Origin of the sequence: Nostoc sp. (genome assembly GCF_036917275.1) — a bacterium.
Taxonomy (GTDB): Bacteria; Cyanobacteriota; Cyanobacteriia; order Cyanobacteriales; family Nostocaceae; genus Nostoc.
This window is the reverse complement of record NZ_JBALDF010000029.1, coordinates 60,073-81,708: the sequence shown is the minus strand read 5'-3', so window position 1 is coordinate 81,708 and position 21,636 is coordinate 60,073. Positions and strand designations below refer to the sequence as shown.

The window sequence follows — 21,636 nt, the reverse complement described above, 5'->3', positions numbered from 1 at the left end:
AGTGATTCCTTTTTTCAGGTTGAATTAGGGGGATTTTAAGCACGACTCAAATAATTGAGTCTGAGATAAAAATCATTGAGGTAAAAATATCAATTATGAAGTACGTTACTAGCTTTTTTAGTACTCTATTTGTTGTGAGCACTGGACTATATTTACTACCTCATTCGGTAGCCAATGCAGTTACCTTAAGCAATGGCACAATCGCCTTTGCCTAACCACCACGTTTAGTTAGTGCCAGCACTCCATACATCGATATAAGTGTTCCGAATCCGACGTACTATTTCACTCTGGAAGTGCCAGCGACGGCTGGAGAACCGTTGCAACAGGTTACCTTTAACCAGATTGAAGGGACTGAAGATATTGAATTCAATCAGAAAGATACTTTTGCCTTTGAAGGCACACGTAATAGCCAGGGTTCAAAGTTGGCACTTAAAGCTGTAAAAGGTGACGACAAAAAACAGACTTTAACAGTAACTTTTGATACTCCTATACAGCCAGGTAAGACGGTTACTATTGGTCTGCAAGCTTACCGAAATCCTTTTTATGATGGCGTCTATTTATTTGGTGTAAAAGCTTTTCCATCTGGTGAGAAAACTACTGGTCAATTTCTCGGCATCGGACGCTTGGAGTTTTACGGGAGAACAGCTACAGAGAACTAATTTCATCTAACGCATTCGACGCAGAATCTGTTATTTTAACCATTGAGGACAAGAATTATACTTGTCCTTTATTTTTTTGAGAAAGTTTTCGCCACAGACTTAATTCTCTTAAGGAGTAATATCAATAAATTTTAATAAACTCTTGTTTTTTAGCACAATCTATGTAAATCTCATAACTACATACTACGGTAAAGTAATCAGCTTGCCGTAGATTCAGGAGTAAATTATCTGGGTTAGCCAATAAACTCAAAATTTAGTGCCAAGTAAACTTTTAGCGTCTATTACAAGGGTTCTTGAAAGCTATGTCTGAGCCACGCTACGGGATCTGGATTCCTGTTTACGGCAACTGCGGCGTAATGAACCACCCTCTTGAACCTCGTGATGCCAGTTACTCACGAGCTAAGGATCTCCTTCAGTTGGCTGAACGGTGCGGGTTTACTACAACTTTGATCGCAGAACACATCATTAATCCCAGAAATCAACAATTAGATCAGCTGGAAACTTGGACGGCAGCAGCAGCCCTTGCCGAAGCAACAAATTCAATCGAAATTCAATCGAAATTATTGCCGCTGTAAAGCCTTTACTTTTTCATCCAGCAATCTTAGCGAAGATGGCATTAGGCATTGATGCAATTAGTGGTGGGCGTTTTGCGATCAACTTGGTAAGTGCCTGGTTTAAGCCAGAAATGGAGAAATCAGGCATATCTTTTCTTCCTCACGATCAGCGTTACCGCTATTCCGACGAGTGGATAAGAGTAGTAAAGGCCTTGTGGAGTGGAGAAAAAGTTAACTTTCAAGGAGATTATTTTCACATCAATGACTTAAGCTTCAATCCTCGTCCCGTGGCCAATCCTCATCCGCGTGTGTATGTGGGAGGTGAATCAGAACCAGCACAGGCATTAGCGGCAAAAGAGGCAGATGTATTTTTTCTGAATGGTCGTCCTATAGAAGTGATCCGAGAAACCATTGCTCAGGTTGCTAAACAGCCGCGTTCTCATTCTAAACCTCTGGGCTTTGCGATGTCCGCATTTGTGATTGCTCGATCCACAGACGAAGAAGCCCAAGAAGAATATCACAACTTGAGGGCAATGGTAATAGCACAAGACGATCGCTCAGAACTGCTCAAAGGAGTCGATTCCGAAGTGGTGATGTTCAAGAATTTGGCCAAGTACCCTGGCGTGGGAAGTAACGGTGGCACAGCTGCTGGCTTAGTTGGTAGCTATGACACCGTGGCTGGTCGCATTGCCGACTTTTCCAGGGTGGGAATCGACACCTTTATGCTGCAATTTCAGCCGTTCGCGACTGAGATGAGGCGTTTTTCCGAGGAGGTAATGCCACGAGTTAGTTCCTTAGAACTTGTGGCTGCAAAGGGATAGGGGAGGGGACAGGAAGAAATGCCCAATGCCCAATTCAATAAGTAAGGTGATTCAAGCCTTGAAATATTTACACGAATCAGAGTTTGAAGTGGAAGTGCATTAGCAATTCGTAATTCGTAATTCGTAATTCGTAATTCGTAATTCGTAATTCGTAATTCGTAATTTGTAATCATTTGTTGATGCAAAGAGTCAATTACCAAATTTAAATCAAAAATTAGACCAAACTATGACTGCAATTGACACTACTTTTCTTAAAACAGGTGCTGCGATCGCTAGTTCAGCAGATTATCCCGATAGCCAATTTTCCCAGGCTTTACGGCAACCCGTTCTGCCACATAAATCGGCTGTAGAGGCTTGAATCTGTATGCCTTTACCCTTGTTTTTTACCTTCATCTATGCAAATCTTATCGTCTTTACTACATTAAATCTATAAATTTGCCGTAGTATGCAATCAGATTGTCCAATAGCGGGTAAATCATTCAAGTCGGGGTGACGGGAATCATATCTGAAGATATTTTGAAGTTTGTAAATACTAAACTAGCACCTTAGGAAGGATTAGAAGTAAAAGTTGTGACTTTTAATGACTGGATACAACCGAATACAGCTTTAAGAGACAAAGTAATCGATGCCAATTTTTTTCAACATCGACCTTTCAGGAATAATGCTGTCAAGGAACTCAAAATCAATTTAGTCCGATTAAATCTAGTTTCCTTAAGCACACTCGGTCTTTTCTCAAAAAGCTTTAAATCTGTGAATGAGGTTCCCCAGAATGCCACTGTCACAATTGCCAATGATGTGATTAATAATGACCGAGGACTGAGGTTAATGGCAAATAATGGCTTAATAAAACTTAAGGAAAATACCAAAGAATTTGTAACTAAAAGAGACATAGCCGAGAATCCCAAAAACTTGCGAATCAAGGAAGTACAAGGAGTCCAAGTAGTTCGAGCTATTAATGATGTAGACTTCATTGTTTCCTCGGCTCAAATTATTGCTCTAGTAAAAATAACACTGCAATCGATGGGACAGGAGACAGCTAAAGATACAAAGTATGCTTTGGCATTAGTTACATTACAGGGTCGAGAAAATAAACCAAAAATTAAGAAGCCAAACAAACTTATTCACGATCCACAAGTTAGAGATTTTATTAACAAGCAGTATCAGGGGCGAATAGTACCTGTATTTTAAAGATGGTGAAAGAATCAAAGATGAAAATCTTATACTTCATCTTTCCTAAATTACAAGTTACTAAACTTAAGTTGTCACATTAGTTGGAGAATAAAGCAATGTATTTCGGAAAAATTGAAAATGAATTATGCTGTGGAGAAATTTGGTCAATTTGGCAAACAACTAAATTACCAGATCATCTACAGTTATTAGTGGATCAAGAACTAAGAAAAGACGATATCTGGGAATTGCAGAGCCAAAAGCCTGATGATCAGCCTATTCACCCAAGTCCTGATCAGGACTCTAGTAATTCAACAAGTATTTAAGCTACTATTCAGTATTTTGGTGCATCTTAATGAGTTCTAAAGAACACGCTGTTACCACTGGTAGCAATTCGCTGACGCAGCGAAGTACCGTTTTAGCTTTAGCGATCGCTTGTGGTTTAGCAGTGGCCAATGTCTACTACAATCAGCCGCTACTGGCTGATATGGGACGTAGCTTGAATATCTCTGTCCAGCAGGTGGGATTTATTCCCACTCTCACCCAAACTGGCTATGCAGTGGGGCTATTGTTGTTAGTTCCTTTGGGCGACATGATGGAACGCCGCTGGTTAATTATCATTATGCTAAGTTTGCTGGCCTGTGCTTTGGTGGTGGAGGCTACAGCTCCCAATCTCGTCTGGTTATCTGTGTCGAGTTTCGTGGTTGGTTTCTGTAGCATAGTGGCACATCTAGTTATTCCACTCGTCGCCCATCTGACACACCCCTCAGAGCAAGGTAAAGCGATCGGAATGCTACTCAGTGGTATGATCCTCAGCGTCCTCCTTGCCCGTTCAGTCAGTGGGATAATTGGGGAATATTTCGGTTGGCGAGCCGTATATGGCATCTCGGCAGGTGTGATGCTTGTCTTAGCTTTGGTCATCCAAGGGCGGATACCTCAAAGTAAGCCTTCGTCTCCACTGTCGTATCAGCAACTGATGCAGAGTCTTGTACAACTCGTTCGTGAGCAGCCTGTATTACGTGAAGCGGCGCTGAACGTTGCACTAGTATTTGCAGCCTTTAATGCTACATGGGTGACTCTAGTTTTTCTGCTGGAATCTCCTGCGTATAATTACGACAGTCGAGTTGCAGGTCTATTTGGCTTAGTTGGCTTAATTGGCGTTTTTACCACCCCCATTGTTGGACGGGTAGCAGACAAGCGCGGCCCCAGAATTTTAGTTGAAATAGCTGTTGTTCTATCTCTATCAGCTTTTGTCATCCTTTGGATAGCTGGTGGAACTCATTTGATGGGTCTTATATTAGGGATGCTTCTTGTTGACTTGGGAATGCACACTGGTTACGTTTCAAACCAAATCCGCATCTACAACTTAGTTCCAAATGCTGAGAGCCGTTTAAATACGGTGTACATGGTCACTAACTACACTGGCGGCGCACTCGGCTCTTTTCTCGGTACTTATACCTGGGGATTGTGGCAATGGAACGGCGTTTGTGCCTTGGGATTCTTTTTGTTGGTTGTGGCGTTTATCGCTCATTTCAGTGTACGTCAGAGAAAATCTCCAGCCGTTTAATGCAAATTCGAGTTCATGCTGCAAATCCGTCCCTAATTTTTTTACCTAGCAAGAGAAGGAATCAATTCCAATGGCACATTTGTTTGAACCATTCAAGATTCGTGAAGTTACCTTTCGCAACCGCATCGCTGTTTCACCGATGTGTCAATATTCCAGTACAAATGGATATGCTAATGATTGGCACGTTATTCATCTAGCTTCTCGCGCAGTTGGCGGTGCAGGTATAGTGATAACAGAAGCAGCAGCTGTAGAACCTCGCGGACGCATTAGCCCGCAAGATTTGGGAATCTGGTCAGATGCACATATTGAAACTTTAGCCAAAACTGTGGCATTGATTCATAACTTCGGAGCTGTTGCAGGTATTCAACTTGCTCATGCAGGTAGAAAAGCCAGCACTGCTAAACCCAGTAAGGGAGGAAAAGCGCTAGATGAATCTCAGGAAGGTTGGCGTCCCTTGGTTTCGAGTAGTGCGATCACTTTTAGCAAAGATAGCCCAGTTCCAGAAGCCCTAAGTCTTCAGGGAATTCAGGAAGTTATTGACGCCTTTGTCCAAGCTACCAAACGTTCTCTGGAAGCTGGTTTCAAGGTAGTTGAAATCCATGCTGCCCACGGTTATCTACTGCACCAGTTTCTCTCACCTCTTTCTAACCAACGGCAAGATGATTATGGTGGCAGCTTTGAAAATCGGACTCGTCTACTTAGAGAAGTTGTTCAAGCAGTCCGAGAGGTTTGGCCTGAGACATATCCATTGTGGGTACGTATTTCTGCCACCGATTGGGTAGATAAGGGTTGGGACATCGAGCAAAGTATCGCTTTAAGTGACAAACTTAAGTCTCTAGGAGTTGATCTCATCGATACTTCATCGGGCGGTATTATACCGGGCATCAATATCCCAATTAAACCTGGTTATCAGACTGAGTTTGCCGAACGCATCCGCCGCGAAGCCAATATCCATACAGGAGCCGTGGGCTTAATTATATCCCCTGAGCAAGCTGACGAGATTATTCGCACAGAAGTAGCTGATATAGTGCTGTTAGGACGTGAACTACTCCGCAATCCTTACTGGCCACATCTGGCAGCCAAACAACTGGGACACGAGAAACTCTGGCCTGTTCAATACGACCGAGCTTGGCTGTGATGTCACCTGTGCTTAATTGAGCATCAACCACCTCAAACCCTTGCTGCTTGGCGGTAGGGGTTGTGGGTATTCGACCAGACATGGTATGATACTTACTCTAGTGATACTATCGCTATTTTTTTATTGTAATACTAAGCATACAAACTTTCTGTGTTACAAACATTAAGCTTTACTAATACTCTTTCAGGGCTGGTAACATGTAACTCTGCTAAAACTCTATCGAAAAAATAGTAGAGACGTTGCAATGCAATGTCTCTACTAATGTCCTTGTCCGTGCAAATTATTTTCTCCAAGCGTAATGGGTTAAAGGAAAAGCTCAAAGGCTTGTGTCGCCTCGTCGCCTCGTTCCCAGTCTTAAGACTGGGAATGTATTCCGAGAGGCTCTGCCTCCCTGACTGGTTAAGAGCCTCAAGGCTCTTAACCAGTCAGGGCAAAGGTCTTAACTTAATGCCATTCAGCTATAGCCCTTGAAATTTAGCGAGCAATCACTAATTAATATTTTCAATTGAAATCTATTTTGAAAAAACAGGGCTGCAACAATTATTAAACAGGAAAACGTTCATGATACCAAGTAATAGAGAAAACTTCCAAAAAAACAAGCTAAACTTTGTTTCTTTTGAACTTCCGTCTGCGTTGAAATCTGTGAATTTTTCTTGTTTTGTTATCGGAGAAAGCTTATCTTTTTTTGGGTCTTGGATGACTCAAATTGCTTTAGTATGGCTAGTTTATCAAATAACTAATTCTGCTGTATTAGTTGGTGTAGCTGGATTTACAAATCAAGCTATGGGCTTGATTATTACTCCTTTGATAGGAGTATTATTAGATCGCTGGAACTTACGATATGTCCTATTAACTACTCAGCTAGTATCTATTCTGCTATCTTCTACACTAACATTTCTAACTCTTAGTGGGAACATCAATGTTGCATGGATTATTGTCATCGGTACGCTTCAGGGAACGGTAAAAGCTTTCGATTTACCAGCACGTCAGGTAATTATTCCTAGACTTTTGGATAAGAAATCAGATACTTATAGTGCGATAGCTTGCCATTCCTTCTTGATTAATACAGCGAAGTTTGTTAGTCCGATGATTGGGGGTTTACTAATTGCTCGATCTGGTACAGCTTCGTGTTTTTTAGTAGATAGTATTAGTTATCTCCCTTTTCTATCTGCAATCTTAACTGTCAAAGTCAACCCAATTATAAATAATTCTTTGATTCAAAAATCCCAAATTTGGGAAAACCTCAAAGAAGGGTTTGTTTATGCATACAAATTTTTACCAATTAAATATTTATTGATATTACAAATTATTATCTGTTTTATGGGAATGACTTATGTCAATTTAGTGCCGATTTTTGCTCAAGAAGTTTTGAAGGGTAACGCTGAAACTATGGGCTTTTTAATAACAGCTTCGGCACTTGGTTCTATCGTTTCAGGTATTTATCTAATCTCTAGAAAAAACGTCATAGGATTGGGAAAGATTATAGCAAGTTCTGCCGCGATTCTCGGTTTAGGTTTAATAGTTTTTTCTCGCTCAACCAATTTAGAGATTTGTCTAATATTCATGTTTATTATAGGTATGAATAATACTCTAGCTTTGGCTTCAATAAATAACTTTATGCAATCAATTCTTATTGATGAAAATAAAAGAGGTAGAGTAACTAGTTTATTTACAACTGGTTTTTTAGGAGTTTTGCCTTTCGGTAATTTGTTTTTTGGGGCATTGGCAGGTCATTTGGGTGTTACCAATGCTTTATTATTTGGCGGTATTTGTTGCATTTTAGGAGCATATTTTTTTAGTAGACAACTGCCCCAAATCAGAAAGATAGTGCATCCAATTTACGCAGAGTTGGGCTTACTTCCACAGTCAAGTAAAGGCTAAATCCGCTTTGATTGAATCTTGTCTGGAAGCAATGTCTACGCCTACGTCTAATTCTCTCAACTCGACATTTCAACATAAAAGTGCCTTTAACACTTCATCAAAACCCAAGTTTAACAACGAAAGTATTACACAGCTAGCAGCAAAAAACAAGGTCTTTTCAAGCTAGACCCTTACCCACCATTCGCCCACAACGAGGGCATGAAAATTTATTCCCCCACTCCCCATGTTGCACTGCCGTAATTCCTTTGGGGCTTTTACGCTCTTGCTAAGTTTATTGTAAAAACCTCTTGATTTTCATCACCGTTTATGAAAAAGTCTGATTTAACACTAAAGTACGGTAAATCGATAGATTTGCAGTATTTTAACAGTTTGACTGAAAGTACAGCTAATATAGCTCGGCTTGAATCCTGGCAACACGCTATAGGACTGATTAAAAGTACGGAAGTGTAATAGCCATGTGATGAAAGCTTGAATATTAGCACTAGCGCGGGAATTCACTGGCGCACAGATGCAGCAGCGTCGTTGGCCCTTGGCGAAGCGATCGCAATTAGTATTCTCAGAGATGAGAAGCTAACATTCCGCGAAAAATTTTCAGGTTTCACCTTCACCAAGATTGATGGTACAAGAATCACAGTTTAAAGCTTTGACTGTTAAGTAAATATAGAGACACGATATTTCGCGTCTCTATATTTACTTAAATCCTATTTAGTTTCAGAGTTATACAATGTCTGATCTTCGGAGATTTTACTCTCGATGCCTGCGGCGGGCTGCGCCTACGCGATCTATGTTATTGAGCATAGCCGTAGCGATCGCGTTCTTGATATCTACAACACAAGTACTCAATCCCAAAAATATAGTATCAGCACAAGAAGCATCGCCGGACATAGAACTAGCTAAGAAATTAGGTAAAGAAATTATTGCTGCTTGTCCCATTGTCACAGATGTTAAAAATTTAGCTGCCTACGACTCGTGCGCCCAAAAGCTCTCTCAGCTGAAAACCCTGCGCGACACTATGAACGCACCATTTTTATGGGGCGCTCAAAGCAAAGTTGGCAACTATAATATCAAAGATAGTCAAACAACTGAATTTGACCCATTTGTTTGGCGTCGCATTTACCTGGCTACCTTTATGTTCAAAGGTGAACCCCAGATTGAACAGGTAAACAACTTAACTATTATCCACCTTCCTACTCAGTTCCGCAACCAGTTTAATATTGGCGCTTATCCTTATCCGTTTTGGCACTCATCGAAAAAGTGGAATTCCTACCAGCAAAGTACTGAATTACTTCTAGTTTCTAGAACAGGGAAAGCTTAAAGGAGCGCTGCGTTCAGCTGTGGTTGATCCACAACGCCCGAAGGTGAACCATGCATGGGACGGTAAGTGGGTTTGGACTGATGCTCATGGCAAGCAACCCTCTGTGACACTCTATACCCGTTTATTTTCTCCATCAAACCCACATATTGCCAAAGTTGATGCTGCTTATCGTGCGTTTGAAGCAAAACTGCGGCAGAATGCTTGTGTTGTCTGCCACAGTCCTGATAACGCCAGTAAGCAGAATCCCTTATTAATCCTGAGTTATCCCAATCAGGCACTCTCTTTACGGCACGAAACTGTGCGCCAAATCAAAGAGAAACGGATGCCTCCTCCGGCTGGTATTTTTGATGATCAAGAGCGACAACAGCTGATTGAACTCGCCCAGACATTTGCTGTAGCAGGTGATCAGGCTCTGGCTTACGAAGGTGAAAAAATAACTTCTGGAAAAAACTAATACCAACAAAAGTAGTTGTGTGTCTTGGCGTTTTTAGAGGCGATCGCAACTCCTAAACTGCTTAATTTTGAGAATAGCGATCGCTATCACATGAGCATTTAGACGAAATTCTTAATCAAATTATTATTAACTCCGATAACACGATTGAGATGCAGTAGTTTATAGTCTAGCTTTTGCAAAGTTATGCTTGTAGCTGTGCAATGCTCTGGAAAATCAATGATAAAAGATGCATTTGAACTCGAAATTACTACCGACTCATCAGCAGCGGTAAATGCCATCGATAGCTTTGTTGATCAATTATTGGGCGTTGGTAACGATGCCCAAGTTATTCTCAAAGCAGTTGAGGCTGATCCGGCTTGTGCCATCGCCAATGCTCAAGCTGCCGCCTTTTATCTGTTTGCTGGTGGTGTTGCCTTAACTCAGGCGACATCTTATTTAAATACGGCAAAGGCAAACCTCACCCACGCTAATGATCGCGAAAAACTTTATGTTGCTGCAATTGAAGCATGGGCAAACCGAGATATTGCCCAAGCGATCGCCCACCATGAAGCGATCGCTGATAGCTATCCCCGTGATTTAGCCTCGTTGCATCTTGCCCAATACCACTATAGAAATTCCGGTAACAGTCAAGGGATGTTGCGAATTGCCGAAAAAGTTTTCACCGCCAATCGTCACAACCCGTATATCTATGGGATGTTGGCCTTTGGGCTAGAAGAGTGTCATCGTTTAGCAGAAGCAGAAACATATGCCAGGCAAGCGATCGCCCTGAAACGAGATAACCGTTGGGCACACCATGCCCTTGCTCATGTGTTAGAAACTCAGGGGCGCTTAGATGAAGGGATCGCCTTAATGGAAAGTCTCAGCGATACCTGGGAATATGGTAACCCAGTGTTTTACGGACATCTTTGGTGGCACACATCCCTTTACTACCTGGATGCAGAGAATTTTGCCAAGGTAGTAGAAATTTATGACAGAAACATTTGGGGACGTGCCGAAAAAGACAATAGACGCGAGCAGATTAATGCGAGCGCATTATTGTTACGGCTAGAGTTACGCGGTGTAGATGTCGGTTCGCGCTGGCAGGAACTTGCTGCTTACCTGCAACCACGGCTACACGAACACGTCCTCGCCTTCCTGGATCTACAATACATCTATGCATTGGTGCGGGGTGGTAAAGATGACTGGGCGGCACAGATGTTAGAGAGTATGCAAACTCATGGAGAGAAAGTCTTACCCTACGTGCGGCGGACTTGGCTAGAGGTAGGAGTACCAGCAGCTAGGGGGATGATTGCTCATGCTCGTGGGGATTGGGAAAGGGCGATCGCTCAATTAGAGCCAGTGTTACCCGATTTATACTCCACGGGTGGATCTCATGCTCAACGAGATTTATTTGAGCAAATTTATCTTGATGCACTGATTCGCGATCGGCAGTATCACAAAGCCTTGAATGTCCTGAAAAAGCGCAATGCTGCCCGTGGCAATATTCCAGCGATTCAGCGGGAATTAGCTAACACTTACAGCCATCTATAGCAATCCTATCTGAGTTGTGAAAAATGTAGATAATGAAACGAACCGCCAAGAACGCCAAGGACGCAAAGGGAAGAAAGAAGAAAGAGACATATAATTTTCACAAATGATTTAGGACTGCTATAGGACACATCGATGAAGCACATCAAGCTTCTCAACTTGCTTTAAAACTTTCACAACGTTATCAAAAAGTAGAGCAAACAGTATGACGACATACGTAAATCTTGGAAAAAGTGGACTGAAAGTATCACGCCTTACTCTGGGTACTATGACTTACGGTTCTCGTAAATGGCGAGAATGGGTATTAGAAGAAGAAGAAAGTCGCCCGTTTATTAAACTAGCTTTGGAATTGGGGATTAACTTCTTTGACACCGCCGATGTTTACTCCTTAGGTGCCAGCGAAGAAATCTTGGGACGGGCGCTAAAGGATTTTGCCAAAAGAGATCAAGTTGTCATTGCTACCAAAGTCTTCAATAAAATCGGTGATGGCCCCAATGATCAAGGGCTGTCTCGCAAACATATTTTTGATGGCATTGATGCCTCATTGCGGCGGCTACAAACAGATTACGTCGATTTGTACCAAATTCATCGCTGGGACTACGAAACACCAATTGAGGAAACCTTAGAGGCGTTGCATGATGTAGTCAAATCAGGTAAAGTTCGTTACTTAGGAATCTCAAGTGTTTACGCATGGCAGTTCGCCAAAGCCCTTTATACGGCTGACAAACACGGCTGGAATCGCTTTATATCTATTCAAAATCACTACAACTTAGTTTATCGAGAAGAAGAGAGAGAGGTGATACCTTTATCTCTAGATCAAGGAATTGGAATCATTCCCTGGAGTCCTCTAGCACGAGGCTTTCTGGCGGGAAATCGCAGCAAGCAAAGCTATGGGGAAACTGTGCGGGCTAAAACCGATGAATTTGCTCACAATCTCTACTATCAAGATTCGGATTTCCAAATAGTCGATCGCGTCGTAGAGTTAGCCCAAAAACGCGGTGTTAAACCAACACAGATTGCCTTAGCTTGGTTGTTGCATCAACCGGGTGTAACGGCTCCGATTGTTGGTGCTAGTAAGATAGAGCATCTCAAAGAAGCAGTGGAGGCTGTGGATTTGAAGCTTTCTGATGAAGAACGCAAGTTCCTTGAAGAACCTTACACACCCCATCCCATCTTAGGACATCAGTACCCAGCCGCCTCCACCAATCGCCCATAGCAATATTTGGTACTGCGGAGAGAACAAGGGAATAGGTAACAGATGATAGGGAACAGATTTAGGACTAGCCCTTTCAAGGTGGGTAAAAATTTTGCTCAATAAACTCCTATTTAACCTGTTGACTCTGTGTTCTCTGTGGTTAAACAAAAGACTTTTTAACCGCACAGACGCAAAGAACGCAGAGAGAAAAAAGAGATTTTACAAGTCACCTTGAAAAAGCTAGTCATAGATTTATGAACTTTTCTGTTTCTCCTCTTGGCGCTTTTGGCGATTTCTCAGTGAGACGCTGCGCGTTGGCAAAAGCGTCTCTCTGAGTTGGCGGTTTAATAATTTTCATTTGGAGTAACTGTCTTTCACTCTATGTGCAAACTGCCTTGTTTACTGTCGTCATACCATTAGTTTAGGGACTGACAAAAAATAAATTATCCAAAATTATTTGTTCATTTGTAGAGGCGCAAGGACTTGTGCCCTTACGTTTGCGGAGTGTCCCGCAGGGATGTTTTTTTAACTGGAAATCCCTTCTAGGTTAAGTACAGCAGATTGCAAGTTAATGAAGTACAAAAATACCCCTCCCTAACCCTCTCCTTAGAAAGGGGAGGGAACTAGATTGGGAATTTCCCCCCTTGTAAAGGGGGGATTAAGGGGGGTAAAGATGTACTTCATTTAGATGCAAAATGCTGTAATGTCAGATAATCTATAGCAATCTTAAATGAGTCGTTAAAATCTCCAATTCCTCTCTCTGCGCTACGGGCAGTTTGCTCAAGTCGGGAAACCCGCCCATGCAACTACCCTCCTCTGTGCCTCTGCGGTTAATTTATTTTTACAAGTGATTTAGGACTGCTATAACCCAGATTACTTAACTAAGTACACTTTTGCATTAAAAGCGTACCGTTTTTAATGCAGGAGGGCACATTAACATTGCATCAAGATACATTGGCATTGTAGAAGGATACATTAGCATTGTATCAAGGTGCATTGGCATTGTAGAAGGATACATTAGCATTGCATCAAGGTGCATTGGCATTGTAAAGGGACACATTAACATTGCATCAACATGCATTGGCATTGTAGAAAGACACATTAACATTGCATCAAGATGCATTGACATTGTATAAGGATACATTGGCATTGTATCAACATACATTGAAACTGTAAGATATTGTCAAATTTAATTCGCTACAAATTAATTAAATGCTGTACTAAGTTGCAAAAAATAACTCACATTGGATAAACAAAAATTTTGAGGTTTACATCAGGAGTAATGTAATGTCAAACTCATCTACAGCAAGACCTATTGCCACCTATACACGAATGGCAGATGGAACAAAAGAAGATTATTTTCTATTACAGGAACACTCTAAGCCTCGCTTGAATCAGGTTGCCGATCGCGCCCTGACACTTTTAGTTGGCTTGCAAGAAAGTTATCCAGTAAATCTAATATTTCTGGGATCATATAGGACGCGATCGCCATGCGCGAGAAAAGTTTCGAGGTCATCCTTACTTTGATTCCACCACTGAGTTCTGTCATAAGTGGGATCAAGAATCATTTGATCCAAACTATGATCCTCTGCCACTGACTTTCTTTGAGCCGATGGTACACCGGATCTTCGCTCGTGAACCTTGGGGTCAACATACAAAACAGGAATTATAAAAGTATCGGAGTGTAGAAGTCAAACATGATTCAATTCAACCATGCCAACAAAACACTTATGCTGTTTGCTGCATTCCTCCCTTTGCTAGGACTGTATGGGTGTGGGCAGCTAGCCAGCCCGGAAAAAACGGCAACTGTTGATCAGTCGCAAGTCACTGTGGTGCTAGGCGATCAAGTCGGTGGTACGCGGGCCCTTGTCGAAGCCGCCAATGCACTTGAAGGTGTACCGTATAAATACAAATGGGCAAGCTTCCAGGGGGCAGCACCTTTATTTGAGGCGCTGCGTGTGGGTGCTGCGCGACGGTAAGGGCATCAACAGTGGATTGTCGTTAATCACCGCCAGCGACAAGGCCTTGGCCGATCCGGGCAAGCGGGCAGCGATCGCTGATTTTTTAAAGCGGTTGAACAAAGCCAATGATTGGGCGATCGCGAATCCAGACGCCTATGCTCAGGTTTACGCGAAACTATCGCGCTTGCCGCTGAATACCTCCAAATCCATTACTCAGCGCGGAGCGCGAGAGCTACGCCCGGTCAGCGATGACGATATCCGTGCATTGCAAACCGTGGCTGATCGTTCCTACCAGGACGAAATCCTGCCTACACGGATTGAGGTGCATTCCATCGCCACCCAAAGTATTTGGACGAAATGACGCTATTTAGTCAAAATTCGGCTATCTGGTTTAACTTGTCGTCAAGTGACGATTGGGGGACAAGTACCTGTCTGTTGCAGACTTAAACAAAGCCGAAACAGGCGATCACGACACAATACAGTAATAAATCAGATTAATTAACTCTGGTTGGGTGAAGCCACAAAGGTAAGCTCTTGGTGTTTCAGGAGAGGTGCGATCGCTCTAAAAGAGTGCAACAGCTGAAAGCTTTAAGTCTTGTGAAGAGCGATCGCCATTCGAGACTGGATGAAGGGCAGTCGCTGATGCTCCATAACTAATAATCACCTTCTTAACAAAACTACTATTCAGCTATGTAGCTTCTCATGCAGCTAACTGAGTTAAAAGTCCTGAACGTGTGATCTATTTATTCATCTACATAGCACGGCTTTTAGCAAAATTATAGATAGCAAGGGCTATGGCTACAATTAACACTATATGAATTAAATTTCCAGCGATATGAAATGCGAGTCCTAATGCCCAAAAAGCAAATAGTACAACTACAATTCCCCAAAGTATACCCAACATATATTTGCTCTGAGTCAGGTGATTTTTTCTAACTCAGACATTCTAATGGTTGCCTCAGTTAAATTCTATTTATCTTAAGACAGATATCTGAATTCAAATCATCTTCCTTTAGAAATAAAATAAATTAAAAATTAGACAGCTTTTGAATGAGTGCTTACACGGGCAACCAGCACTTTATCAACTCGGTTCCCATCCAGATCAATTACTTCAAAACGTAGTCCCGCCCATTCAAAATACTCAGCAGTAGAGGGAATATGTCCAAGTTGGTTCACAATAAAACCCCCTAAAGTTTGATAGTTGATTCCTGCCTGTGGTGGCAACTTTTTGATGTTGAGAATTTCTTTTAACTCGTCAATAGGCAATAGTCCATCTAACAACCAAGATCCATCCTCGCGTTGTACAATCTCAGGGTCAGTTAGGTCTTCACTCGACGGGATATCACCCACAATCGCTTCTATAATGTCAGTGAGTGTAACCAAACCTTGTGTCACACCATACTCATCTACGATTAAGGCAATGTGAGTCCCAGATTTCTTAAATAAATCTAGGAGTTTCAAAGCATTCATGCTTTCGGGCACATACAAGATTGGTTTTAATAAGGCTTGCAATTCAATCGGTTGAGTTGGATTATGGGCTAAAAATTCTTTGGTTTGTACAACACCTAATAAATTATCAACGCTATCCTGTCCAACAGGAAAGAAATAATGCATACTTTTGATGACTTGATGGCGGACTATTTCAAGCGGCTGATCAATGTTAAGCCATTCCATCTCTGTACGTGGTGTCATAAACGCACTAACTCGTCGATCGCCAATACTAAACACTCGCTCCACTACATCTTGTTCGGCTGATCCCAATAAACCTGCTTCATGACTAGCTGCGACTAAAAGTTTCAATTCTTCAGTAGAATGAAATAATTGTTCCGCATTTCCTGGTTGCAAACCGATAAGTTTGAGAACGAAATTTCCGATATTATTCAAACCCTCGACAGCTGGGCGAAATATAGCTAAGTATAGTTCTAACAGATTAATCACAGCGAAGGCAGTGCCTTCTGTACGTTGAAGTGCCAGACTTTTAGGAGCTAATTCTCCCAAAACGATATGGAGACAGGTAATGATTATGAATGCTACAATCACTGATAGGGTATGGGCGCTCAACAAGGCCAAGGATTTTGGCAGCCAGTGGAAAGCAGGCTCAACGATTACAGCTAGTGCTGGTTCTCCAATCCAACCTAAGCCCAGAGAAGACATAGTAACGCCAAGTTGAGTTGCTGCTAGATAAGAGTCCAAGTTGTTGACTGCACGTTGTAAAGCCTTTGCCCGAGGATGTTCTTCAGCAACTAGCTGCTCGACACGACTACGACGTAAAACGACTAAGGCAAATTCTGCTGCAACAAAAAAGCCGTTGGCTAGTACCAAGAAAATTAGGGCTAGTAACTTGCTTGCTGTAAGTAAATCAAGTTGGCTGTTCATAATAATTTCAAGTTATCTTGACAGACTATTAAATATATTTAACTCTAATTAATTAGATTGAGCGTGGCAAAGTAGATGTAATCAGTAAGTGCGATGCCTCTACTACTTGCCACCGTTAATCGCCACTCATGCTTTAGTTTTATAGTTATCACTCCTGGTGCCATATAACCACCTAGTACCGCAAGGCGGAAGTCACTCATTCAAAAGTATTACGGAATAGGCTTTTTAGGGTTTTTAAATGGTTGCTCCATTTACGCCGTGTTGTATTAGCAATATTGGTTTCAATGTGCCTTTTTATTAGTATTAACAGATACATTAAGCAAAAATACTGTGTAAGTTAATCCAATAATTGACATGAAAGATGCACAAAAGATGTTTGAAGTAAATCTACAGGTTGACTGAGATAAATTACGTCATTTTGGTAGATGTAGGTGTCCGCTATTTTTGGTAAAAGTATTAGAATGTAAATATTTGGCAAATAAACTTGTTAGCAAATTTATGAGTCAAGTAGTAATAACGGCTTTCTCAATATTGATATTCTCAATTGACAATACAAAAAATTATCTTCTAGCTGGAAATGAATACCAATCCTTGTTATCTGCTGATAAGACTTTTTAATTATAAAAGCTCTATGGTAAGATTTCCTTAATTCAAATTTGTTAGCTTTTATGTTGAAATTAACTTACAGAAATTACTATTCAACACATCTTCAAGTTTGTTAGTAACAGTAAAATTAGCTTTTGGTATTTCAATTATGTATGTATCTGTATGGCCTGGAAATGTATATCCATTGGGTGCTAGTTGGGATGGCAAAGGCACGAACTTCGCTTTGTTTTCCGAAAATGCAACAGGTGTAGAACTTTGTTTATTTGATGCTGATAATCACGAAATTCGCTTACCTTTAACAGAAAAAAATAGTTTTGTTTGGCACGCTTATTTACCAGGAGTGGGGCCTGGACAACGCTATGGGTTTAGAGTACATGGCCATTGGGCCCCAGAAGCTGGTCATCGCTTTAACCCTAATAAATTACTAATTGATCCCTATGCCAAGGCAATTGATGGGGAAATCAACGAGAGTTCAGCTATTTTTGGTTACTCTTTAGATGCACCAGAAGAAGACCTAGCTTTTTCAGATTTAGATAATGCCCAAATTATGCCAAAGTGTGTTGTTGTTGATCAATCCTTTGATTGGGGAGACGACAAACCACTTGGTAGGCCGTGGCACGAAACTATTATTTATGAAACTCACGTTAAAGGTTTTACTAAGCTACACCCAGAAATTCCAGAAGAATTACGTGGTACTTATGCAGGGCTGGGACATCCAGTGGCAATTCAATATCTCCAACAACTAGGAATCACATCTGTAGAATTGATGCCTGTACATCACTTTTTATCTTCTCCAGGATTTCTGGTGAATAAAGGACTTAAAAACTATTGGGGTTATGATTCCATTAATTATTTCACACCCCACTCCGGTTACAGTGCTAGTGGCTCACTCGGAGAACAAGTGACCGAGTTTAAGCAGATGGTTAAGGACTTACACTTTGCTGGCATTGAAGTAATTTTAGATGTAGTTTATAACCACACTGGCGAAGGCAATCATTTAGGGCCAACATTGTCGCTGCGAGGCATCGATAATAGTGTGTACTACCGCTTGATCAAAGATAACTCTCGTTACCACATGGACTTCACCGGTTGCGGCAACTCTTTGAATGTGCGTCATGCCCAAGTTCTGAAGTTAATCATGGATAGTCTGCGCTATTGGGTAACAGAAATGCATGTTGATGGCTTTCGCTTTGATTTAGCTTCGGCATTAGCGCGAGAACTATATGAAGTAGATAATCTCGCAGCTTTTTTTGATATTATTCATCAAGATCCAGTTCTGGCAGATGTGAAGCTGATTGCTGAACCTTGGGATTTAGGAGAAGGCGGTTATCAAGTTGGAAATTTTCCTTTACGTTGGTCTGAATGGAATGGCAGGTATCGCGATACTGTGCGGGATTTTTGGCGGAGTGAGGATGATAGCCTTGGAGAATTTGCTTACTGTTTTACTGGTAGCCCTGATCTTTACCAAGCAAACGGGCGCAATCCCAGTGCCAGTATTAATTTCGTCACTGCTCATGATGGCTTCACCCTCAATGATTTGGTCAGCTACAACCAAAAGGATAATCAGGCCAACGGCGAAGATAACCGGGATGGGGAAAGCCATAACCGATCTTGGAATTGCGGTGTAGAAGGAGAAACCCTTGAGCCAGACGTGATTCGCTTACGGGAACGTCAGCGGCGCAACTTTTTAGCAACTTTAATGCTATCTCAAGGCATACCTATGCTATTAGGAGGAGATGAAATTGGTTTTAGTCAGAAGGGTAACAACAATGTCTACTGCCAAGATAATGAACTTTCCTGGCGTGATTGGAGTTTACAAAAGTCTAATGCTGAACTATTAGACTTTACCCGCCAACTGATTAATTTTCGTCATCAGCATCCAGCATTTCGACGGCGTAAGTGGTTTCAAGGTCGTCCGATTCACGGTTTGGGTATTAGTGATATTGGTTGGTTTAATGCTGATGGTAGTGAAATGACCCAAAAGCAGTGGTTAGTTAGTTATGCCAAAGCTATGCAAATCTTCTTGAATGGCGAGGGCATTCTTACTCCTGGCCCTCGCGGTGAACGTATTATTGATGAGAGCTTTCTGCTATTTTTTAATGCTCACTACGAAACGATTGAGTTTGCCTTACCCAACGTTTTCCAGGACAGAGAATGGGAAATAATTATTGACACCAACGAATCTCGCTTTCTTAACTCAGGAAAATTGATTATAGGTGAGCAAACTGTGCCAGTTACAGACCGCTCTCTCATGGTGTTACGTCGTCTTTCTTAGTAGCACAAAAATATCAGGAGTTATAGCGGTTCTCTAGTTGAGGGCAATATATTAGCAATCTGATTTGATTGTGTGAAAAAATATAACTATATATGTAGGGTGCGTTATGGAGATTAGTCCAAACGCACTAAAACTTTTGGAAGGTGCTTTATACCATTTTGGCTCAGGTAGCTTGGATTTTTCCACCTTGGGATTTTGACAGCGCCTGTAGTTCTTCCCAAGTGTAGTGACGCGGTAGTTCAATTGGTTTGTGATCGGCTCCTAATCGTAATCCAATTATCGGCTGGAGTTCTTCAATGAATTCCTCAGTGTACGCTACTAGCTGATTACCTGCAACGCCACCAGCGATCGCTCCTGCAACCCCACCGATCGCAGCACCCAGTTTACCCGCAATTGAGCGACCGAGTGCGGCTCCTGCTACACCACCTCCCACAGCCCCTAAACTTGTAGCTATAGGATGAGAATCCGTTGCATCTGAGCCAATTTGTTGAGATTCAATCTGTGGTTGTTGTTGTTTAATTTGCTGTTCATCGTTTGTCATCATGTTCCTCCTTTTGATTTCAAGCGTTCAGCTATGCGGTCGCCAACCCGCAATGCATTCGCCATAATTGTTAATGTCGGGTTAGCACCTGAATTTGACGGAAAGAAACTACTATCAACCACATAGAGATTATCGACATCATGGGTACGGCAATTGATGTCAAGGACTGAGGTTTTAGGATCTGTGCCAAATCGACAAGTACCGCATTGATGGGCAACTGCTTGTTCTGGTATACTAGTGCGGGGATAAATACTAAATGGTAGAACGTGTTTAGCGGAGTTAGGAATTGACTTGAGTACAGATGTCCAACGATGGATTAAGCGATCGCCTGCTTCGGTATTGTTCAGTGTATAGTCAATGTAAGTTTTGTCACCCACTACCCGAATCCGATTATTCGGGTCTGGTAAATCTTCTGTTTGCAACCACCAGCCCACTGATCTTTCAGCAAGCAAATGGCGCTCATACTCAGGAATCAGTTTAATAAACGGAGCCATGAGCGGCGGAGCCTCTGCGGGAATCATATCAGCTAGGACATTGCCCGTATTTTGCACCATCCCCATTGGATAAAGAAAATCCGGTTCTCCCCAATAAAAATCGTTGACGGCGATCGTTTTCTGAAAGTTGGCGCGATTTACATTTAGATGTATGGAGACGATCGCAGTTTCCAACTGTTTCATATAATTTCGCCCCACCTGATCGGAACTGTTTGCCAATCCATTGGGATGTTTATCATTAGCAGAGCGTAAAAGCAACAGAGCCGAGTTGATAGAGCCACAGGCAACAACTACAATATCACTTGCAAACCAATGTGACTCTCCGGCAATTTCAGTTTCTACACTCGTAACCTCTCGCCCCGACTCACTGGTATGCAGCCGTAAGACTTTGGCATTAGTTAAGAGGGTGAAATTAGCATACATTTCGCGGGTGGGACGAATGGCGTTAACATCAGCATCGGCTTTTGCACCTACCAGACAGGGGTATCCATCAAAAGTATCGCAGCGAATACAGAGACTTTTAGTGCGATCGCTTTCATTGAGTTTTAATCCCAATGGTAGATGGAATGGGTAGTAACCTAGTTCGCGGATACCATCAGCCAATTCCTGCATATCCGGCTCATGACTCACTGGCTCATAGGGATATGGTTCGCTACGAGGCGGTTCGGTTGGGTCTTCCCCTTGCTTCCCATGCACATCATACAGCTTTTCTGCCTGGGTATAGTACGGCTCAAAGTTTGAGTATTTGAGTGGCCATTCTGGAGAAATTCCTCCCTTGTGAATTACCTTTTCAAAATCTCGCTCGCGTAATCTAATCAAGGCTGCACCGTAGAGTTTGGTATTGCCCCCTACCCAGTAACCTGTCTGTGGTTTAAAGGTTTTGCCTTCCTTGTTATACCATTCCTCATCTGCGTGGTAGCGATGTTTTTGATAAACCTCCCCTGGACTCCAGTTAGCTTTCTCTCTCGGTAAAAAGTCGCCTCGTTCCAGCACTAAAATTTTTTTACCTGTAGGTGCGAGGCGGTGAGCCAGTGTCCCTCCACCGGCTCCCGTACCGATAATGATGATGTCGTAGTGTTCAGTGATGTTTGTCATATATGCAGGA

At 42.1% G+C, this 21,636-nt stretch carries 20 protein-coding genes and 2 pseudogenes; 18 read left to right on the top strand and 4 right to left on the bottom strand.

What is annotated here, in order from left to right; genetic code table 11:
- Positions 1-227: 227 nt before the first annotated feature.
- The 17 genes and pseudogenes from V7K35_RS10255 to V7K35_RS10175 all read left to right on the top strand — a co-directional run.
- Positions 228-659 (top strand): annotated as a pseudogene (locus V7K35_RS10255) (DUF2808 domain-containing protein); the annotation flags it as partial.
- A 302-nt stretch (positions 660-961) separates the two neighbouring features.
- On the top strand, positions 962-1,234 hold the full coding sequence (locus V7K35_RS10250) for an LLM class flavin-dependent oxidoreductase (RefSeq protein WP_335078596.1): 273 nt from the start codon (positions 962-964) through the stop codon (positions 1,232-1,234).
- Between the two features lie 35 nt (positions 1,235-1,269).
- Positions 1,270-2,034 (top strand): LLM class flavin-dependent oxidoreductase, encoded by a 765-nt coding sequence (locus V7K35_RS10245; protein WP_335078594.1) that lies wholly within the window; start codon positions 1,270-1,272, stop codon positions 2,032-2,034.
- A 226-nt stretch (positions 2,035-2,260) separates the two neighbouring features.
- Positions 2,261-2,392, top strand: a complete 132-nt coding sequence (locus V7K35_RS10240; RefSeq protein WP_334792580.1) for a hypothetical protein — start codon at positions 2,261-2,263, stop codon at positions 2,390-2,392.
- Between the two features lie 203 nt (positions 2,393-2,595).
- A pseudogene (locus V7K35_RS10235) lies at positions 2,596-3,222 on the top strand (MetQ/NlpA family ABC transporter substrate-binding protein); the annotation flags it as partial.
- A gap of 98 nt (positions 3,223-3,320) precedes the next feature.
- The gene (locus V7K35_RS10230) at positions 3,321-3,527 is read left to right on the top strand and encodes a hypothetical protein (protein WP_334792578.1); all 207 of its coding nucleotides are present in this window, start codon (positions 3,321-3,323) and stop codon (positions 3,525-3,527) included.
- Positions 3,528-3,556: 29 nt separating this feature from the next.
- Positions 3,557-4,768, top strand: coding sequence for an MFS transporter (locus V7K35_RS10225; protein WP_335078592.1), 1,212 nt, complete (start codon positions 3,557-3,559; stop codon positions 4,766-4,768).
- A gap of 70 nt (positions 4,769-4,838) precedes the next feature.
- Entirely contained in the window at positions 4,839-5,906 is a 1,068-nt protein-coding gene (gene namA / locus V7K35_RS10220; RefSeq protein ID WP_335078590.1) for an NADPH dehydrogenase NamA, read from the top strand.
- 561 nt (positions 5,907-6,467) lie between these two features.
- On the top strand, positions 6,468-7,787 hold the full coding sequence (locus V7K35_RS10215; RefSeq protein ID WP_335078587.1) for an MFS transporter: 1,320 nt from the start codon (positions 6,468-6,470) through the stop codon (positions 7,785-7,787).
- A gap of 468 nt (positions 7,788-8,255) precedes the next feature.
- Positions 8,256-8,426, top strand: a complete 171-nt coding sequence (locus V7K35_RS10210) for a hypothetical protein (protein ID WP_335078609.1) — start codon at positions 8,256-8,258, stop codon at positions 8,424-8,426.
- A gap of 85 nt (positions 8,427-8,511) precedes the next feature.
- On the top strand, positions 8,512-9,102 hold the full coding sequence (locus tag V7K35_RS10205; RefSeq protein WP_335078585.1) for a hypothetical protein: 591 nt from the start codon (positions 8,512-8,514) through the stop codon (positions 9,100-9,102).
- A gap of 19 nt (positions 9,103-9,121) precedes the next feature.
- A complete protein-coding gene (locus tag V7K35_RS10200) occupies positions 9,122-9,556 on the top strand; it encodes a c-type cytochrome (protein WP_335078583.1) in 435 nt (144 codons plus the stop codon).
- A 216-nt stretch (positions 9,557-9,772) separates the two neighbouring features.
- The gene (locus tag V7K35_RS10195) at positions 9,773-11,086 is read left to right on the top strand and encodes a tetratricopeptide repeat protein (RefSeq protein ID WP_335078581.1); all 1,314 of its coding nucleotides are present in this window, start codon (positions 9,773-9,775) and stop codon (positions 11,084-11,086) included.
- Between the two features lie 202 nt (positions 11,087-11,288).
- Positions 11,289-12,299 (top strand): aldo/keto reductase, encoded by a 1,011-nt coding sequence (locus tag V7K35_RS10190; RefSeq protein ID WP_335078579.1) that lies wholly within the window; start codon positions 11,289-11,291, stop codon positions 12,297-12,299.
- Between the two features lie 1,266 nt (positions 12,300-13,565).
- Positions 13,566-13,805, top strand: coding sequence for a hypothetical protein (locus V7K35_RS10185; RefSeq protein WP_335078577.1), 240 nt, complete (start codon positions 13,566-13,568; stop codon positions 13,803-13,805).
- Positions 13,806-13,975: 170 nt separating this feature from the next.
- Positions 13,976-14,257, top strand: a complete 282-nt coding sequence (locus tag V7K35_RS10180; RefSeq protein WP_335078575.1) for a hypothetical protein — start codon at positions 13,976-13,978, stop codon at positions 14,255-14,257.
- Positions 14,241-14,600, top strand: a complete 360-nt coding sequence (locus V7K35_RS10175; protein WP_335078572.1) for a hypothetical protein — start codon at positions 14,241-14,243, stop codon at positions 14,598-14,600. The genes V7K35_RS10180 and V7K35_RS10175 overlap by 17 nt, the downstream gene beginning before the upstream one ends.
- A gap of 390 nt (positions 14,601-14,990) precedes the next feature.
- Here V7K35_RS10175 and V7K35_RS10170 read toward each other — a convergent pair whose 3' ends face one another.
- Both V7K35_RS10170 and V7K35_RS10165 read right to left on the bottom strand, forming a co-directional pair.
- On the bottom strand, positions 14,991-15,143 hold the full coding sequence (locus V7K35_RS10170) for a lmo0937 family membrane protein (RefSeq protein ID WP_334792562.1): 153 nt from the start codon (positions 15,141-15,143) through the stop codon (positions 14,991-14,993).
- Between the two features lie 131 nt (positions 15,144-15,274).
- On the bottom strand, positions 15,275-16,615 hold the full coding sequence (locus V7K35_RS10165) for a hemolysin family protein (protein WP_335078569.1): 1,341 nt from the start codon (positions 16,613-16,615) through the stop codon (positions 15,275-15,277).
- A 754-nt stretch (positions 16,616-17,369) separates the two neighbouring features.
- On the opposite strand from V7K35_RS10165, the gene glgX reads away from it, so the two are divergent.
- The gene (gene glgX, locus V7K35_RS10160; protein WP_335078567.1) at positions 17,370-19,496 is read left to right on the top strand and encodes a glycogen debranching protein GlgX; all 2,127 of its coding nucleotides are present in this window, start codon (positions 17,370-17,372) and stop codon (positions 19,494-19,496) included.
- Between the two features lie 163 nt (positions 19,497-19,659).
- Here the strand turns inward: glgX and V7K35_RS10155 are convergent, their stop codons facing one another.
- Both V7K35_RS10155 and V7K35_RS10150 read right to left on the bottom strand, forming a co-directional pair.
- Complete coding sequence (locus V7K35_RS10155) at positions 19,660-20,040, bottom strand: hypothetical protein (protein ID WP_335078565.1); 381 nt, start codon at positions 20,038-20,040, stop codon at positions 19,660-19,662.
- Positions 20,037-21,626, bottom strand: a complete 1,590-nt coding sequence (locus V7K35_RS10150; protein ID WP_335078563.1) for a GMC family oxidoreductase — start codon at positions 21,624-21,626, stop codon at positions 20,037-20,039. The genes V7K35_RS10155 and V7K35_RS10150 overlap by 4 nt, the downstream gene beginning before the upstream one ends.
- Positions 21,627-21,636 lie beyond the last annotated feature (10 nt).

Excerpts from the sequence above, each read along its gene's own strand:
- V7K35_RS10250 (WP_335078596.1), top strand. The coding sequence starts at position 962 with ATGTCTGAGCCACGCTACGGGATCTGGATTCCTGTTTACGGCAACTGC.
- V7K35_RS10245 (WP_335078594.1), top strand. The coding sequence starts at position 1,270 with ATGGCATTAGGCATTGATGCAATTAGTGGTGGGCGTTTTGCGATCAAC.
- V7K35_RS10240 (WP_334792580.1), top strand. The coding sequence starts at position 2,261 with ATGACTGCAATTGACACTACTTTTCTTAAAACAGGTGCTGCGATCGCT.
- V7K35_RS10230 (WP_334792578.1), top strand. The coding sequence starts at position 3,321 with ATGTATTTCGGAAAAATTGAAAATGAATTATGCTGTGGAGAAATTTGG.
- V7K35_RS10225 (WP_335078592.1), top strand. The coding sequence starts at position 3,557 with ATGAGTTCTAAAGAACACGCTGTTACCACTGGTAGCAATTCGCTGACG.
- namA (WP_335078590.1), top strand. The coding sequence starts at position 4,839 with ATGGCACATTTGTTTGAACCATTCAAGATTCGTGAAGTTACCTTTCGC.
- V7K35_RS10215 (WP_335078587.1), top strand. The coding sequence starts at position 6,468 with ATGATACCAAGTAATAGAGAAAACTTCCAAAAAAACAAGCTAAACTTT.
- V7K35_RS10205 (WP_335078585.1), top strand. The coding sequence starts at position 8,512 with ATGTCTGATCTTCGGAGATTTTACTCTCGATGCCTGCGGCGGGCTGCG.
- V7K35_RS10195 (WP_335078581.1), top strand. The coding sequence starts at position 9,773 with ATGATAAAAGATGCATTTGAACTCGAAATTACTACCGACTCATCAGCA.
- V7K35_RS10190 (WP_335078579.1), top strand. The coding sequence starts at position 11,289 with ATGACGACATACGTAAATCTTGGAAAAAGTGGACTGAAAGTATCACGC.
- V7K35_RS10185 (WP_335078577.1), top strand. The coding sequence starts at position 13,566 with ATGTCAAACTCATCTACAGCAAGACCTATTGCCACCTATACACGAATG.
- V7K35_RS10180 (WP_335078575.1), top strand. The coding sequence starts at position 13,976 with ATGATTCAATTCAACCATGCCAACAAAACACTTATGCTGTTTGCTGCA.
- V7K35_RS10170 (WP_334792562.1), bottom strand. The coding sequence starts at position 15,143 with ATGTTGGGTATACTTTGGGGAATTGTAGTTGTACTATTTGCTTTTTGG.
- V7K35_RS10165 (WP_335078569.1), bottom strand. The coding sequence starts at position 16,615 with ATGAACAGCCAACTTGATTTACTTACAGCAAGCAAGTTACTAGCCCTA.
- glgX (WP_335078567.1), top strand. The coding sequence starts at position 17,370 with ATGTATGTATCTGTATGGCCTGGAAATGTATATCCATTGGGTGCTAGT.
- V7K35_RS10155 (WP_335078565.1), bottom strand. The coding sequence starts at position 20,040 with ATGATGACAAACGATGAACAGCAAATTAAACAACAACAACCACAGATT.
- V7K35_RS10150 (WP_335078563.1), bottom strand. The coding sequence starts at position 21,626 with ATGACAAACATCACTGAACACTACGACATCATCATTATCGGTACGGGA.